Origin of the sequence: Paracoccus sp. (in: a-proteobacteria) (genome assembly GCF_047973135.1) — a bacterium.
Classification (GTDB): domain Bacteria; phylum Pseudomonadota; class Alphaproteobacteria; order Rhodobacterales; family Rhodobacteraceae; genus Paracoccus.
In genome coordinates, this window is the sequence record NZ_JBKEBL010000253.1 from 1 (window position 1) to 15127 (window position 15127).

10 protein-coding genes are annotated in these 15127 nt (G+C 63.1%); 7 read left to right on the forward strand and 3 right to left on the reverse strand.

The features are described from left to right. Together ACK5L9_RS18930 and ACK5L9_RS18935 are read right to left on the reverse strand one after the other, a co-directional pair. Positions 1–413 (reverse strand): endonuclease/exonuclease/phosphatase family protein (locus ACK5L9_RS18930; RefSeq protein WP_416913011.1); only part of this gene is annotated, 413 nt, incomplete at its 3' end. 103 nt (positions 414–516) lie between these two features. After that, positions 517–1932: a protein adenylyltransferase SelO gene (locus ACK5L9_RS18935; protein WP_416913012.1), complete on the reverse strand. Its 1416-nt coding sequence runs from the start codon at positions 1930–1932 to the stop codon at positions 517–519. A 112-nt stretch (positions 1933–2044) separates the two neighbouring features. Between ACK5L9_RS18935 and obgE the strand changes: the two genes are divergently transcribed. Both obgE and proB read left to right on the forward strand, forming a co-directional pair. After that, positions 2045–3076: a GTPase ObgE gene (gene obgE, locus ACK5L9_RS18940; protein WP_416913013.1), complete on the forward strand. Its 1032-nt coding sequence runs from the start codon at positions 2045–2047 to the stop codon at positions 3074–3076. Then, entirely contained in the window at positions 3064–4170 is a 1107-nt protein-coding gene (gene proB, locus ACK5L9_RS18945; protein WP_416913014.1) for a glutamate 5-kinase, read from the forward strand. The genes obgE and proB overlap by 13 nt, the downstream gene beginning before the upstream one ends. Positions 4171–4681: 511 nt before the next feature. Here the strand turns inward: proB and ACK5L9_RS18950 are convergent. Further along, positions 4682–5380, reverse strand: coding sequence for a helix-turn-helix domain-containing protein (locus tag ACK5L9_RS18950; protein WP_416913015.1), 699 nt, complete (start codon positions 5378–5380; stop codon positions 4682–4684). A 258-nt stretch (positions 5381–5638) separates the two neighbouring features. On the opposite strand from ACK5L9_RS18950, the gene ACK5L9_RS18955 reads away from it, so the two are divergent. The 5 genes from ACK5L9_RS18955 to narI all read left to right on the forward strand — a co-directional run bounded on the left by ACK5L9_RS18955 (position 5639) and on the right by narI (position 15123). Beyond that, positions 5639–8356 (forward strand): nitrate/nitrite transporter, encoded by a 2718-nt coding sequence (locus tag ACK5L9_RS18955; RefSeq protein WP_416913016.1) that lies wholly within the window; start codon positions 5639–5641, stop codon positions 8354–8356. A gap of 77 nt (positions 8357–8433) precedes the next feature. Beyond that, positions 8434–12177, forward strand: a complete 3744-nt coding sequence (locus ACK5L9_RS18960; protein WP_416913017.1) for a nitrate reductase subunit alpha — start codon at positions 8434–8436, stop codon at positions 12175–12177. Beyond that, a complete protein-coding gene (gene narH / locus ACK5L9_RS18965) occupies positions 12174–13697 on the forward strand; it encodes a nitrate reductase subunit beta (RefSeq protein ID WP_416913018.1) in 1524 nt (507 codons plus the stop codon). Before ACK5L9_RS18960 ends, narH begins: the two co-directional genes overlap by 4 nt. Then, positions 13697–14401: a nitrate reductase molybdenum cofactor assembly chaperone gene (narJ, locus tag ACK5L9_RS18970; protein ID WP_416913037.1), complete on the forward strand. Its 705-nt coding sequence runs from the start codon at positions 13697–13699 to the stop codon at positions 14399–14401. The genes narH and narJ overlap by 1 nt, the downstream gene beginning before the upstream one ends. A gap of 11 nt (positions 14402–14412) precedes the next feature. Beyond that, positions 14413–15123 carry a respiratory nitrate reductase subunit gamma gene (gene narI / locus ACK5L9_RS18975; RefSeq protein ID WP_416913019.1) on the forward strand — a complete coding sequence of 237 codons (711 nt, stop codon included), beginning with the start codon at positions 14413–14415 and terminating at the stop codon, positions 15121–15123. Positions 15124–15127: the final 4 nt, after the last annotated feature.

A 15127-nucleotide genomic window follows, 5' to 3' on the forward strand; every position in this document is an offset into this window, starting at 1 on the left:
GCAATCCGCGTCAATTGCGCCCGCCGCGAAGATCGCACCAGCCCCAGATGCATGGCGATCACCGTCAGCTGGGGCAGGCGCAGGGCCACGGCGCCGCGTGGCTCAAGGCCGGGCAGGGGCAGGCGGCGGATGCTGGCCTGCGCGGCCAGATCGGGGCGCATCAGGATGGTTTGCCCATGCCAGCCCAACGAGCGATCCCCGGTGGTGACAAGATCGGCCGGCACCAGCCCGGTTTCGCGTTCGATCAGCGCGCGGGGCAGGGCCTCGGGGCGGGCGCCGAAGCGGAAATCCACCTCTTGCAGGGCGATGATATCGGGCTTCAGCGCGGCGATGACGGCCAGATTGCGTTCAGGCGCATGCGGGCCGATCATGCCGCGGCATTTATGCAGATTATAGCTGGCAAGGCGCAGCATCCCGGTCCCCTGTTTTTGCACGAGGATAGCAGCGGCAGAGGGCAGGGCAAGGGGGAGGGCAGGCGCCTGCCCGGCGGGCTTCGCCCTTGTTCCGGGCGGGGGATCAGGTTCCGCAAAAGGTGTGGCGGACGATTTCCTCGGGGCGCGGGGCGGTGGCCAGATCGTCCCAGTCGGAGCGGTCCTCGAAGGGCTGGGTGGTGGCCTGCAACAGGTGCTGGAAGGGGCGCAGGTCATTGGCCACGGCAGCGGCGATGGCCTGTTCGATGCGGTGATTGCGCGGAATGCGGCGCGGGTTGGTGCGGGCCATCAGCGCGGGGTCGGGCTGCCGGGCCTGCCAGCTTTGCGCCCAGGCGTCAAAACCTGCGGGATCGGTGAATTCGTCCCGCGCATTGCCGTCGGACAGCCCGGCGAAGACGCGGGTAAAATCGGCCTTTTGTTGCGCCATGAGGGTCAGCAGGCCCTCAATCAGGGGCAGGTTGGCCTCATCGCCGGGCAGGCCCAGCTTGGCGCCAAAGCGGGCCAGCCATGCGGCCTTGTAAAGCGGGCCAAAGCGGTGGACGGCGGCGGTGGCGGCCTCGATGGTTTTGTCCTGCGTGCCGCCCTGATCATCCATCAGCGGCACAAGGCAGGTGGCCAGTTGCGCCAGGTTCCAGACCGCGATCCGGGGTTGCTGCGCCCAGGCATAGCGGCCGCCCCGGTCGATCGAGGAAAACACCGTATCGGGGTGATAGGCGTCCATGAAGGCGCAGGGGCCATAGTCGATGGTCTCGCCCGAGATGGCCATATTGTCGGTATTCATGACGCCATGGATAAAGCCAAGCGACATCCATGCGGCGATGGTTTCGGCCTGGGCTGCAACCACGTGATCCAGAAGCGACAGCGCGCCATCGGCCTGCGGATAATGGCGGTCGATGGTGTGATCGACCAGCATTTGCACGGCTTCGGGCCGGTCGCGCACCGCGAAGAACTGAAAGCTGCCCACGCGGATATGGTTGGAGGCCACGCGGGTCAGCACCGCGCCGGGCAGCCCGCCCGCCTCGCGCCAGACGGTTTCGCCTGTGGCCATGGCGGCCAGCGCGCGGGTGGTGGGCACGCCCATCGCGGCCATGAATTCGCTGACCAGATATTCGCGCAGCACCGGCCCAAGCCAGGCCCGCCCGTCGCCCCGGCGCGAAAAGGGTGTCGGCCCGCTGCCTTTCAGTTGCAGGTCGAAGCGGGTGCCCTCGGGGGCGATGACCTCGCCCAGCAGCACCGCGCGGCCATCGCCCAGCTGGGGCACAAAGCCGCCGAACTGATGCCCGGCATAGGCCTGTGCGATGGGGCAGGCGCCCGGCGGCGTGGCGTTTCCGGCCAGCATCGCCTGACCGTCGGGCCCGGCCAGCCAATCGCTGTCCAGCCCCATCCGGCCAGCCAGCGCCTTGTTCAGCGCCAGCAGCCGTGGTGCGCGCACCGGGCTTGGCGCGACATGGGCGAAAAATTCGCCCGGCAGGCGGGCATAGCTGTTGTCAAAGCGGATCATTGCGGGGCTCCTTTGTGCTTAAGATAGGGCGCGCGGCGGGTATTGCCAGCCCGCGCCGGCTATTGCGCGCCGCCCCGCATGCGCGTATCGCGGGCGGGAAAGGAGCCATGTGATGAAATTTCTTGATCTGGCCAAGGTCTATATCCGCTCGGGCGGGGGGGGCGCGGGATGCGTGTCGTTCCGGCGTGAGAAATTCATCGAATATGGCGGCCCCGATGGCGGCGATGGCGGCAAGGGTGGCGATGTCTGGGCCGAGGCCGTGGACGGGCTGAACACGCTGATTGATTTCCGCTATCAGCAGCATTTCTTCGCCAAATCCGGCCAGCATGGCATGGGCAGCCAGATGACCGGCAAATCGGGCACCGATATCGTGCTGAGGGTGCCGGTTGGCACCGAGATTCTGGATGAGGACGAAGAGACGGTGATCGCCGATCTGACCGAAACCGGCCAGCGTGTGCTGCTGGCGCGGGGCGGCAATGGCGGCTGGGGGAACCTGCATTTCAAAACCTCGACCAACCGCGCGCCGCGCAACGCCAATCCCGGCCAGCCGGGGGTCGAGCGCACCATCTGGCTGCGCCTGAAGCTGATCGCCGATGCCGGGCTGGTGGGCCTGCCCAATGCCGGCAAATCGACCTTTCTGGCCGCCGTGTCGAATGCCCGCCCCAAGATTGCCGATTACCCCTTCACGACGCTGCATCCCAATCTGGGCGTGGTCGGCGTTGACGGGCGCGAATTTGTGATCGCCGATATTCCCGGCCTGATCGAGGGCGCCAGCGAGGGCCGGGGCATTGGCGACCGTTTTCTGGGCCATATCGAACGCTGCGCGGTGTTGCTGCATCTGGTCGATGGCACCTCGGACGATGTGGCGGGCGATGCGCGTACCGTGCTGACCGAGCTTGCCGCCTATTCGCCGGTGCTGATGGACAAGCCCCGCATCACTGCACTGAACAAGGTTGACGCGCTGGACGATGACACCATCGCAGGACGCCGCGCCGCTTTGCAGGCGGAAATCGGCGGGCCGGTGCATCTGATGTCGGGCGTTGCGCGGCAGGGTGTGACCGATGTTCTGCGCGCGCTGTGGGCCAGGATCGAACCGACCCGCGCGCCCGCCGATGACAGGGCGGGCATGCCATGGCAGCCCTGAACCTGACCAATGCCCGCCGTCTTGTGGTCAAGGTCGGCTCGGCCCTGCTGGTCGGGCCGCAGGGGCTGCGTGCCGACTGGCTGCGGGGGCTGTGCGACGATGTGGCCAAGTGGCGGCAGCGGGGGGCGGATGTGGTACTGGTCTCGTCCGGCTCTATCGCTCTGGGGCGGCGGGTGCTGAGCCTGCCGGATGGGGCCTTGCCGCTGGAACAGGCGCAGGCGGCGGCGGCGGTCGGCCAGATCCGGCTGGCGCGCGCCTATGAGGAGGCGCTGGCCCCGCATGGCGTGACCACCGCGCAGATCCTGCTGACGCTGGAAGACAGCGCCGACCGGCGCCGCTATCTGAACAGCCGGGCGACGATGCAGACCCTGCTGGGTCTGGGCGTGGTGCCCATCGTGAACGAGAACGACACCGTGGCCACCGACGAGATCCGCTTTGGCGACAATGACCGTCTGGCCGCACAGATCGCCGTGACCTGCGGGGCGGATCAGTTGCTGCTGCTGTCCGATGTCGATGGCCTTTATACCGCGAACCCCAAAACCGACCCGGATGCCCGTCACCTGCCCGTGATCGCGCATCTGACGCCCGAGATCGAGGCGATGGGCGGCGATCCGGTCTCGGGCCTGTCAAAGGGCGGCATGAAGACCAAGCTGATGGCCGCACGCACCGCCATCGCCGGAGGCTGCGCCATGGCCATTGCCGAGGGCATGGTCATCCGCCCCTTGTCGGCGGTGGCGCATGGCGCGCGCTGTAGCTGGTTCTTGCCCGAGGGCGATCCGCAGGCAGCCCGCAAACGCTGGATCGCGGCGATGAAGCCCAAGGGCCGGCTGATCGTCGATCAGGGTGCCGCCGACGCATTGCGGCACGGCAAATCCCTGCTGCCCGCCGGGTTGCGCCGGATCGAGGGTGATTTCGGACGCGGCGATCCCGTAGCGATCCTTGGCCCGGCGGGCGAGACGCTGGCGACCGGCCTGACGCGCTATACCGCCGAGGAGGCCCGCCGGATCGCCGGCCACCACTCGGCCAGGATCGAGGCGCTGCTGGGCTATCCGGGCCGCGCCGCGATCATCCACCGCGACGACATGGCGGTGTGACCCTGCAGAACCGGTTCGTGCCACGACTGCCCCGCCCGTCGCTGCCGCCCGGCCCAGGACGCGCGTCGCGCGCGGCCCGACGCGTTCAAAGTGATCATGTGGTTTGGCTATAGCGATGAACGCGGCTTGCTGTTCGGCAGATGCAACGTTTGGAAGGCCTTTGGGCTTGCGATTCTCAAACCCCAGCCGGGCCAGAAGCCTGAGGCAGCCCCAGTGTCGTGCAGGGTGCCTTTAGCCTCGTCTCTCGCACTAACTACAGCGTAAAAGCCATGCCCGCCGCGCCGTGTTGACGGCTGCCAGCTTTGCCGGGCTGAACAACGTCACCGCAGCGGATACACCGCTAATTGGCCCAAATTGGCAACCCAGTCAGATGCAAGGGGACTGCGCCGGGATTGCGCTGGCTGGCGGGCTGGTTACTTGGCTGGGCAGCCGGGGGCGGCACTGTTCCGAGGGCCAGCTCTGCGTCGTGCGGCGGATGCACGGGCAGCGGGGCAGGCCCGGCACCAGCCGCTCAGAGATCGTAATCGTCGATCAGCGGATCGGGTTTGGCGAAGCGTTTCAGGTCGTCCCTGTCGGCGATCGAGATCTGGTTGCCCTCGACCGTGACCCCATAGGGCCGGAGGCTACGGAAGGCGCGGCTCAGGTTTTCGGGCGTCATCCCGAGGAGAGAAGCGAGGCGGCGTTTCTCGGAATCGAGCCTGAAGCGCGCCTTGCCTCCGGTGCGCGTCTGGAGGCGCAAAAGATGATTTGCCAGCCTTTCCAGCGAGGTCCGCAATTTCAGATCCTTCTGCGCCCGGATCACCGTGCGATAACAGCGCGCAAGCTCGCAGACCATGGCGCGGGCGAAATTGCCGTCGGTGTCAAAGACGGCGCGCACGTTCTGGCTTGGGATCAGGACGATGCGGCTTTTCTCCTGCGTTCGGGCGGACATCAGATAGCACGCGTCCCGGATCGATGCGGCGAGGATGAAAGTGCTGATCGGACGGACCGTGGCCAGACTGGTCTCGCGTCCGTTCCATCCGGCGAAAAGATCGACCGAGCCTGACAGCAGCACATGCAGGAAATCGCTTGGCTCGCCCTCGGTCGTCAGTTCGACCCGAGGCGGGAAGTTCTGCACATAGGCACCGCGCATGAGCACGTCGAACTGTTCCCTGGCCATGTCGGCGAACAGATGAAGCTTGCGAATGTCCGGGTATTCCGACTCGGGCATGGCTGAAACGCCTTTCAGATTGATTTGATAATAGCCATAACATTAATTAATAAATATCAAGACATGATCGGGTATGGAAAGCCTGATCCTTTGATTCTTATGTGGTATTGGCATGATGAATTTGTGCAAGCCACTTATTTCAAAATTATTTTCCCGTTTTGATGACCAAAATCAAGACATCCGCCCCGCGCGCGCACTAGCGCTGGTGCTGGTCCCCGCTGCGGGGATCGGATGAGCCATTATTGCCAGGGGCCCGCAATGCCGACAACAGTCACCGCCTCTCATGGGGATCAGAACCGCGCGCTTGGGTTAAGCACGGTCGCCTTCACCGCCTGTTTTGCGGTCTGGACGATCTTCTCGATCATCGGGGTCGCGATCAAGGCCGAGCTGGGGTTGAGCGAGTTCCAGTTCGGGCTGCTGGTGGCGACGCCGATCCTTACCGGCTCGGTCACGCGGCTTTTCCTTGGCGTCTGGACCGAGCGATATGGCGGGCGGGTGGTCTTTTCGGCACAGATGCTGCTGACCGCGCTGGCGACCTGGGCGCTGACGCTGGCAGACAGTTATCCGATGTATCTGCTTGCCGCATTGGGTATCGGGCTTGCGGGCGGGTCTTTCATTATCGGCGTCGCCTATGTGTCGCGCTGGTATGATGCGGGTCATCAGGGTACCGCGCTTGGCATTTTCGGTGCAGGCAATGTCGGCGCGGCGGTGACCAAGTTCATTGCGCCCTTTGTCATGGTCGCCGCAGGCTGGCAGGGCGTTGCCTATGTCTGGGCGATCGGGCTGGCGGTCATGGGTGTGGTTTTCTACATTTTCGCCAAGGATGACCCGGAACTGGTGGACCGGCGCAAGCGCGGCGTTCAGGCTCCGTCGATGGCAGAGCAGTTCGCGCCGTTGAAGAACCTGCAGGTCTGGCGGTTTTCGCTGTATTATTTCTTTGTTTTCGGCGCCTTCGTCGCATTGGCGCTTTGGTTGCCTCACTATCTGATCGACGTCTATCACGTCGATGTCGAGATGGCGGGCATGGCGGCGGCGACCTTCAGCCTTTCGGCCAGCGTCTTTCGCGCCTATGGGGGCCATCTGTCGGACCGGTTCGGCGCGCGAAAGGTGCTTTACTGGACTTTCGGTTTCAGCATCGTGCTGCTGTTCATGCTGTCCTATCCGCCGACGATCTACACGGTCCAGACCGTGAATGGCCCCGTCACCTTCGAGACAGAGACCGATTTCTGGCCCTTTGTGCTGATGCTTTTCGTGCTGGGCTTTTTCATGAGCCTCGGCAAGGCGGCAGTGTTCAAGCATATCCCGGTCTATTACCCGCAGCATGTCGGCGCGGTTGGTGGCCTTGTGGGTATGATTGGCGGCCTTGGCGGCTTTGCCTTGCCGATCTGCTTTGGCGCGCTGCTTGATCTGACCGGTATCTATACCTCGTGCTTTGTACTGCTGTTCCTGCTTGTGGGGGTCGCGTTTGTCTGGATGCATATGTCGATCCGGGCGATGGAGCGGGCCGCGCATGGCACTGCGCTGGACAAGCTGCCGGAACTGCCCGAGATGCAGGCAATCCACGATCCCGAAAAGACGGCGATGCCGCGCGTGCTGGAGGAATGGCGCCCCGAGGATCCCGTTTTCTGGAAAGAGAAGGGGCGACACATTGCGCAGCGCAATCTCTGGATATCGATCCCGGCGCTTTTGCTGGCCTTTTCGGTCTGGATGGTCTGGTCGATGGTGGTGGCGCGGCTGCCCGCGATCGGTTTCGACTTTACCACCGGGCAGCTTTTCTGGCTGGCGGCGCTTCCGGGGCTTTCGGGGGCGACGTTGCGGATTTTTTACAGCTTCATGGTACCGATCTTTGGCGGACGGCTTTGGACGGCGCTTTCGACGGCTTCGCTGCTGATCCCGGCGATGGGGATCGGCTATGCGGTGCGCAGCCCTGACACGCCCTATCTGATCTTTCTGGCGCTGGCGCTTCTTTGCGGCTTTGGCGGCGGCAATTTCGCCTCGTCGATGGCCAACATCGCCTTCTTCTTCCCGAAGGCGGAAAAGGGCAATGCGCTGGCGCTGAACGCCGGGCTGGGCAATCTTGGCGTATCGGTGATGCAGTTTCTGGTGCCGCTGGTGATCACTGCCGGTGTCTTTGGGGCCATGGCAGGGGGACCGCAGACGCTGAGCGATGGCGGCCAGCTTTGGATGCAGAACGCAGGCTTCGTCTGGGTGCCCTTCATCCTGATCGCGACCATCGCGGCCTGGCTTGGCATGAACGACATCGCCGACGCGCGCGCCAGCTTTCGCGAACAGGCGATCATCTTCAGTCGTCGGCAGAACTGGCTGATGTGCATCCTCTATACCGGCACCTTCGGCAGCTTTATCGGCTATTCGGCGGGGTTCCCGCTGCTGACCCGGATCGCCTTTCCCGATGTGAACGCGCTTCAGTTCGTGTTCCTTGGGCCACTGGTCGGGGCGTTGTCGCGCGCGGGGACGGGCTGGGTTTCGGACAAATATGGCGGCGGGCGGGTGACGCTTTGGGTTTTTGCGGGGATGATCCTTTCGGTATTCGGGGTGATTGTCGCGCTTGGCGCAGGCAGCTTTGCAGGGTTCTTCGCCTGTTTCATGGCGCTTTTTTTCCTGACCGGGGTGGGCAACGCCTCTACCTTCCAGATGATCCCGGCGATCATGGGCAAAGAGGTGGCACGGCTGATGCCCGAGCTTGACCCCGACGCGCGACGGCGGCAGGGGGAACGCGAAAGCGCGGCGATCATCGCCTTTACCTCGGCGATTGCGGCCTATGGCGCCTTTTTCATCCCCAAAGCCTATGGCACCTCGATCGCGATGACCGGCGGGCCGGTCGGGGCGCTGTGGGCTTTTCTTGCCTTCTATGTGCTTTGTCTGGTGATCACCTGGGTCGTTTATGCGCGCCCCGGCGGACTGCTTTTCGATCTTGAGCGTGGCCGTGATGCCGCACTTGCCCAACCCGCGCAGTGACGGCGGGCTGGTGATCCGACATTCGCCCACGGCGGCACCGGTCGCCGCCTTGGGCCCAAAACGCAAAGGACAGCCAGATGAGCCAGATCTTGGACAGACTGAACTTTTTACAGTCAAAGGACAAAGAGACTTTTGCCAATGGCCATGGTCAGGTCACGCGCGAAAACCGCGACTGGGAAGAGACCTATCGGAACCGCTGGCGGCACGACAAGATCGTGCGATCGACCCATGGGGTGAACTGTACCGGGTCATGCTCGTGGAAGATTTATGTAAAATCCGGGATCGTCACATGGGAGACGCAGCAGACCGACTATCCGCGCACGCGGCCGGACCTGCCGAACCACGAGCCGCGCGGTTGCGCGCGGGGGGCGTCCTATAGCTGGTACCTATACAGCGCGAACCGCGTGAAGAACCCGCTGGTGCGCGGGCGACTGATGAAGATCTGGCGCAAGCTTCGCGAAACGATGAGCCCGGTCGCGGCCTGGACCCATATCCAGAACGACCCGGTCCTGCGCGGATCCTATGTAAAGACGCGCGGCAAGGGTGGCTTTGTGCGCGCGACATGGGACGAAGCGACCGAGATCACCGCCGCCGCCAACGCCTATACCGCCAAGACCTGGGGGCCGGATCGGGTCTTTGGTTTTTCGCCGATCCCGGCCATGTCGATGATTTCCTACGCGGCGGGCTCGCGCTATCTAAGCCTGCTGGGCGGGGTCTGCATGTCCTTTTATGACTGGTATTGCGACCTGCCGCCAGCCTCGCCGATGACCTGGGGCGAACAGACTGACGTGCCCGAAAGCGCCGACTGGTACAATGCCGGCTACCTGCTGCTGTGGGGCTCTAACGTGCCGCAGACGCGTACGCCGGATGCGCATTTCTACACCGAGGCCCGCTATCGCGGTGCCAAGTCGGCGGTGATCTGCCCGGATTACTCTGAGGCGGCAAAGTTTGGCGATGTCTGGCTGAACGCCAAGCAGGGCACTGACGCGGCGCTGGCCATGGCCTTTGGCCATGTCATCCTGCGCGAATTTCATCTGGACCGGCAGGTCGATTATTTCAAGGATTACTGCCGCCGCTATTCCGACTTTCCGATGCTGGTGAAGCTGGAGGAAAAAAACGGAAGGCTGGTTCCGGGCCGGTTCCTGCGGGCCGACGACCTTGACGGCAAGTTGGGCGAAGAGAACAACCCTGCCTGGAAGACTGTCGCCATCGACGAGGCGACCGGTTCACTTGTCGCGCCGAACGGTTCCATCGGCTATCGCTGGGGCGAACAGGGCGAGTGGAACCTTGAGGAAATGGCCGCCGGAGCCAAGACGCGGTTGCAGATGTCGCTGATCCTCGATGACGACCATGACGAGGTTGCGGGGGTCGATTTCCCCTATTTCGGTGCCGACGCCTCGGAAGCCTTTGCCACCGGCGACCGGAGGCCGAACATCCTGACCCGGAACGTGCCGGTAAAGCGCGTCGCCACACGCGACGGCGCGGTGCGTGTCGCCACCGTCTTTGACCTGTACTGCGCCAATTACGGGCTTGACCGCGGCCTTGGCGGGGATTGGGTGGCGAAATCCTATGACGAGGACATGCCCGGCACCCCCGCCTGGGCCGCCAGTATCACCGGCGTCGCCGCCGACAAGATCATCCATGTCGCCCGCGAATTTGCCCAGAACGCCGAAAAGACCAGCGGTCGTTCGATGATCATCATCGGCGCGGCGATGAACCACTGGTATCACATGGACATGAACTATCGCGGCGTCATCAACATGCTGGTGATGTGCGGTTGTGTTGGCCAGTCGGGCGGCGGTTGGGCGCATTATGTGGGGCAGGAAAAACTGCGCCCGCAGACCGGCTGGCTGCCGCTGGCCTTCGCGCTGGATTGGGGCCGCCCGCCCCGGCACATGAATTCGACCAGCGCCTGGTACGCCCATGCCGACCAGTGGCGCTATGAGACGCTGACCGCAGGCGAGATCCTGTCGCCGACCGCACCCGAGGGCGACTGGGACGTCTCGATGATCGATTACAACATCCGCGCCGAGCGGATGGGCTGGCTGCCCTCTGCGCCTCAACTCAGGACCAATCCGCTGGACGTGGCGAAGGCGGCAAAGGCCGCCGGCATGCCCGTTGCGGAATATGTCGCCGGAGAACTGAAATCGGGCCGGCTTGAGATGTCCTGCGAGGATCCGGACGCGCCCGAGAACTGGCCGCGCAATCTTTTCGTCTGGCGCTCGAACCTGCTTGGCTCGTCGGGCAAGGGGCACGAATATTTCCTCAAGCACCTTCTTGGGACCGACCATGGCGTGATGGGCAAGGATATCGCCGAGGCGGGCCGCGCCCGTCCCAAAGAGGCGAAATGGCGCGACGAGGCACCGCGCGGCAAGCTTGACCTTCTGGTCTGCATCGACTTTCGGATGAGTACCACGGCGGTTTATTCCGATATCGTCCTGCCAACCGCAAGCTGGTACGAGAAGAACGATCTCAACACATCCGACATGCACCCGTTCATCCATCCGTTGCAGGCGGCGGTGGATCCGGCCTATGAAAGCCGCTCTGACTGGGAGATCTTCAAGGCGATCGCACAAAAGCTGCAAGATGTCGCGCCCGAGATCCTTGGCCGCGAGACCGACATCGTCGCGCTGCCGATCCTGCACGACACCCCCGCCGAAATCGCGCAGGATCAGGTCAGGGACTGGAAGAAGGGCGAATGCGAACTGATCCCCGGCAAGACCGCGCCGAATTTCATCGAGGTCGAACGGGACTATACCGCCATCGGCGACCGGTTCTGCGCCCTTGGTCCGCTGATGGACAAGCTTGGCAATGGCGGCAAGGGCATCGGCTGGAACACCGAGACCGAGGTTCAGCACCTGCGAGAGCTTAACGGTGTCTGGGAGGACGGCCCGGCCAAGGGCTGCCCGAAGATCGTCACCGATATCGACGCAACCGAAGTCGTGCTGATGCTGGCCCCCGAGACCAATGGCGAGGTCGCGGTAAAGGCCTGGGAGGCGCTGTCGAAAGCCACCGGTCGCGACCACGCCCACCTTGCCCTGCCCAAGGAGGACGAAAAAATCCGCTTTCGCGACATTGCCGCGCAACCGCGCAAGATCATTTCTTCTCCGACCTGGTCAGGGCTGGAGTCAGAGCATGTCTGCTATAACGCCGGCTACACCAATGTGCATCAACTGATCCCCTGGCGGACGCTGACAGGACGCCAGCAGCTTTATCAGGACCATCTGTGGATGCTGGCCTTCGGCGAGGGCTTCATGTCCTATCGTCCGCCTGTGGACATGAAGACCATCACCGCCGAGATCAATGACGACGCCCGCGACGGGCATCCGCATGTGGTGCTGAACTTCATCACCCCGCATCAGAAATGGGGCATTCATTCGACATATACCGACAACCTGCTGATGCTGACCCTCAATCGCGGCGGCCCGGTGATCTGGATCTCTGAGAATGACGCCAGAACGGCGGGGATCGTCGATAACGACTGGGTCGAGCTTTACAACGCCAATGGCGCGCTGACGGCGCGGGCGGTCGTTTCGCAGCGGATAAAGGACGGCACGACCTTCATGTATCACGCACAGGAAAAGATCGTGAACACGCCGGGTTCGGAAAAAACCGGCAATCGCGGCGGCATCCACAACTCTGTCACCCGTGTGGTGCTGAAACCCACCCACATGATCGGCGGCTATGCCCAGCAATCCTACGGTTTCAACTATTACGGCACCGTGGGATCGAACCGGGACGAGTTTGTCGTGGTCAGGAAGATGAGGAAGGTCGATTGGCTTGACCGCCCCGCCGCAACCCCGAAGGAGGCAGCAGAATGAGAGTACGTGCGCAAATTGGCATGGTGCTGAATCTGGACAAGTGCATCGGCTGTCATACCTGTTCGGTCACATGCAAGAATGTCTGGACCAGCCGCGATGGTGTCGAATACGCCTGGTTCAACAATGTTGAGACAAAGCCCGGCACGGGCTATCCTACCGACTGGGAAAATCAGGCCCGCTGGAATGGCGGCTGGGAACGGACCCGTTCGGGCAAGCTGCAACCGAAACAGGGCTCGAAATGGCGGATCCTCGCGAATATCTTTGCCAATCCCGACCTGCCCGAGATCGACGATTACTACGAACCCTTCGATTTCGACTATGATCACCTGAAATCAGCCCCCGAGATGGAGGCTTTTCCGACCGCGCGGCCACGGTCGAAGATCACGGGCGAGCGGATCGAAAAGATCGAAAAGGGCCCGAACTGGGACGAGATACTCGGCGGTGAATTTTCCCGCCGCTCGGCTGATTACAATTTTGAAGGTGTCGAAAAGCAAATCTATGGGGAATACGAGAACACCTTCATGATGTATCTGCCCCGGCTTTGCGAACATTGCCTGAACCCGGCCTGCGCCGCCTCTTGCCCCTCGGGCGCGATCTACAAGCGCGAAGAGGATGGCATCGTCCTGATTGATCAGGAAAAATGCCGCGGCTGGCGGATGTGCGTCTCGGGCTGCCCGTATAAAAAGGTCTATTACAACTGGTCAACCGGCAAATCCGAGAAATGCACGCTATGCTATCCCCGGATCGAAAGCGGAAATCCCACGGTCTGCTCGGAAACCTGTGTCGGGCGCATCCGCTATATCGGCGTGATGCTTTACGATGCCGACATGATCGAGACGGCGGCGAACGCGGCCGACAAGACAGATCTTTACGAAGCCCAGCTTGGCGTCTTTCTTGACCCGAATGACCCGGTTGTCCAGGAAACCGCCCGTGCCGATGGCGTACCCGAGGACTGGATCAGGGCAGCACAGGAAAGCCCGGTCTGGAAGATGGCGATGGACTGGAAGGTCGCCTTTCCGCTTCACCCCGAATACCGGACGCTGCCCATGGTCTGGTACATTCCGCCGCTCAGCCCGATCCAGAACGCGGCCGAGGCGGGCGCGATCGGCATGGACGGGGCCATGCCCGACGTGCGCAACCTGCGCATTCCGCTGCGCTATCTCGCCAATATGCTGACAGCAGGCGACGAGGCCCCGGTGGCGCATGCGCTGGAACGGATGCTGGCGATGCGCGCCTATATGCGTGCCAGGACCGTGGATGGCGTCATCGACGAGGGTATCGCCGCGCGGGTCGGCATGTCCGGCAGGGTGATCGAAGAAATGTACAGAATCATGGCCCTTGCCGATTACGAGGACCGTTTCGTGATCCCGACCACGCATCGCGAACAGGTCGAGGCCGCCTATGACATTCGCGGCGGCTGCGGCTTTACCGACACCAATGGCTGCTCGACGGGTGCGTCGGGCGGATCGCTTTTTGGCGGCGCGAAAAAGCCGCTGAAAATGCCGACGGAGGCGATATGATGGACCGGACGCTGAAAGCCCTGTCGCTGATCCTCAGCTATCCGACGCAAGAGCTGCAAGACGCCATGGCCGAGATCGCCGGCGTCATCGGTGCCGACCGGCGACTGACCGCGCAGGCGCGGCGCGATCTGCGCCCGCTGCTGGAAGAAATGCGCGCAAATGACATCTACGATCTGGAAGAGCGTTATGTGGTACTTTTCGACCGCTCGCGCACGCTTTCGCTTAATCTTTTCGAACATGTCCATGGTGAAAGCCGGGACAGGGGCGGTGCGATGGTCTCGCTGGTCGAGACCTATCGCGCCGGTGGGTTCGAACCCGCCACCGCCGAGCTGCCGGACCATCTGCCGGTGCTGCTGGAGTTCCTGTCGCTGCGCCCCGCACCCGAGGCACAACAGATTCTGGCCGACGCGGCGCATATTCTTGAGGCGCTGCGCACAAGGCTGACACGGCGCGACAGTTCCTATGCCCCGGTATTCGCCGCGCTGTTGCAGCTTTCCGGCGCAAAGGCCGACCGCGAAGCCGTGGCCGGGCTGCTGGAAACGCCCGAGTCCGATCCCGAGGATCTGGAGGCGCTGGACGAGGTCTGGGCAGAAAGCGAAGTCCGCTTCGGCCCCGACCCGAATGCCGGTTGCCCGCAGGCGCGCGAGATGCTGGCACAGATGGATCTACCCCCCGGCCGCGCGCCCGGCGTGGCAACCGTTTGACGGAGGCGGACATGAACAATTTCTTCTTTGGCATCTATCCCTATATCGCGCTTGCGGTGCTTGTGATCGGCTCTGTCGCACGATACGAGCGGGACTCTTTCACCTGGAAATCCTCGTCAAGCCAGCTTTTGCGTCGCAGACAGCTTCGGATCGGCTCTACCCTGTTCCATGTCGGCGTGCTTTTCATCTTTTTCGGCCATCTCTTCGGCCTTCTGGTGCCACATCAGATCTATGAGGCCTTCGGGATCAACGCCCAGGCCAAGCAACTTCTGGCCGCGATTGCCGGTGGAATTGCCGGGGTCGCCGCGATCATCGGAGGGGTGATGCTGGCGCATCGGCGGCTGACCGATCAGCGCGTGCGCGCGACCTCCAGCCGCTGGGACATCGCGATTCTTCTGATGCTGATCGCCCAGCTTTCGCTTGGCCTGATCAGCGTGCCCTATTCCATCGTCACAGCCGAGCATGGCGAGGTAATCAAGTTCATGGAATGGGCGCAGGGGATCTTTATCTTCGAATCCGGCACTGCCGCGCATATCGCCGACGTACCACTGATCTACAAGCTGCACATCGTGCTGGGGCTGACGATCTTCCTCGTCTTTCCCTTTACCAGACTGGTACATATTCTCTCGGGTTTTGCGGCTCCGTTCCGTTATATTCTGGGGCGAAGCGGCTATCAGATCGTGCGCACGCGCCGCCCGGCCCCCCGCCATCCGGCCGAGTGACGGG

Excerpts from the sequence above, each read along its gene's own strand:
- ACK5L9_RS18935 (WP_416913012.1), bottom strand. The coding sequence starts at position 1,932 with ATGATCCGCTTTGACAACAGCTATGCCCGCCTGCCGGGCGAATTTTTC.
- obgE (WP_416913013.1), top strand. The coding sequence starts at position 2,045 with ATGAAATTTCTTGATCTGGCCAAGGTCTATATCCGCTCGGGCGGGGGG.
- proB (WP_416913014.1), top strand. The coding sequence starts at position 3,064 with ATGGCAGCCCTGAACCTGACCAATGCCCGCCGTCTTGTGGTCAAGGTC.
- ACK5L9_RS18950 (WP_416913015.1), bottom strand. The coding sequence starts at position 5,380 with ATGCCCGAGTCGGAATACCCGGACATTCGCAAGCTTCATCTGTTCGCC.
- ACK5L9_RS18955 (WP_416913016.1), top strand. The coding sequence starts at position 5,639 with ATGCCGACAACAGTCACCGCCTCTCATGGGGATCAGAACCGCGCGCTT.
- ACK5L9_RS18960 (WP_416913017.1), top strand. The coding sequence starts at position 8,434 with ATGAGCCAGATCTTGGACAGACTGAACTTTTTACAGTCAAAGGACAAA.
- narH (WP_416913018.1), top strand. The coding sequence starts at position 12,174 with ATGAGAGTACGTGCGCAAATTGGCATGGTGCTGAATCTGGACAAGTGC.
- narJ (WP_416913037.1), top strand. The coding sequence starts at position 13,697 with ATGGACCGGACGCTGAAAGCCCTGTCGCTGATCCTCAGCTATCCGACG.
- narI (WP_416913019.1), top strand. The coding sequence starts at position 14,413 with ATGAACAATTTCTTCTTTGGCATCTATCCCTATATCGCGCTTGCGGTG.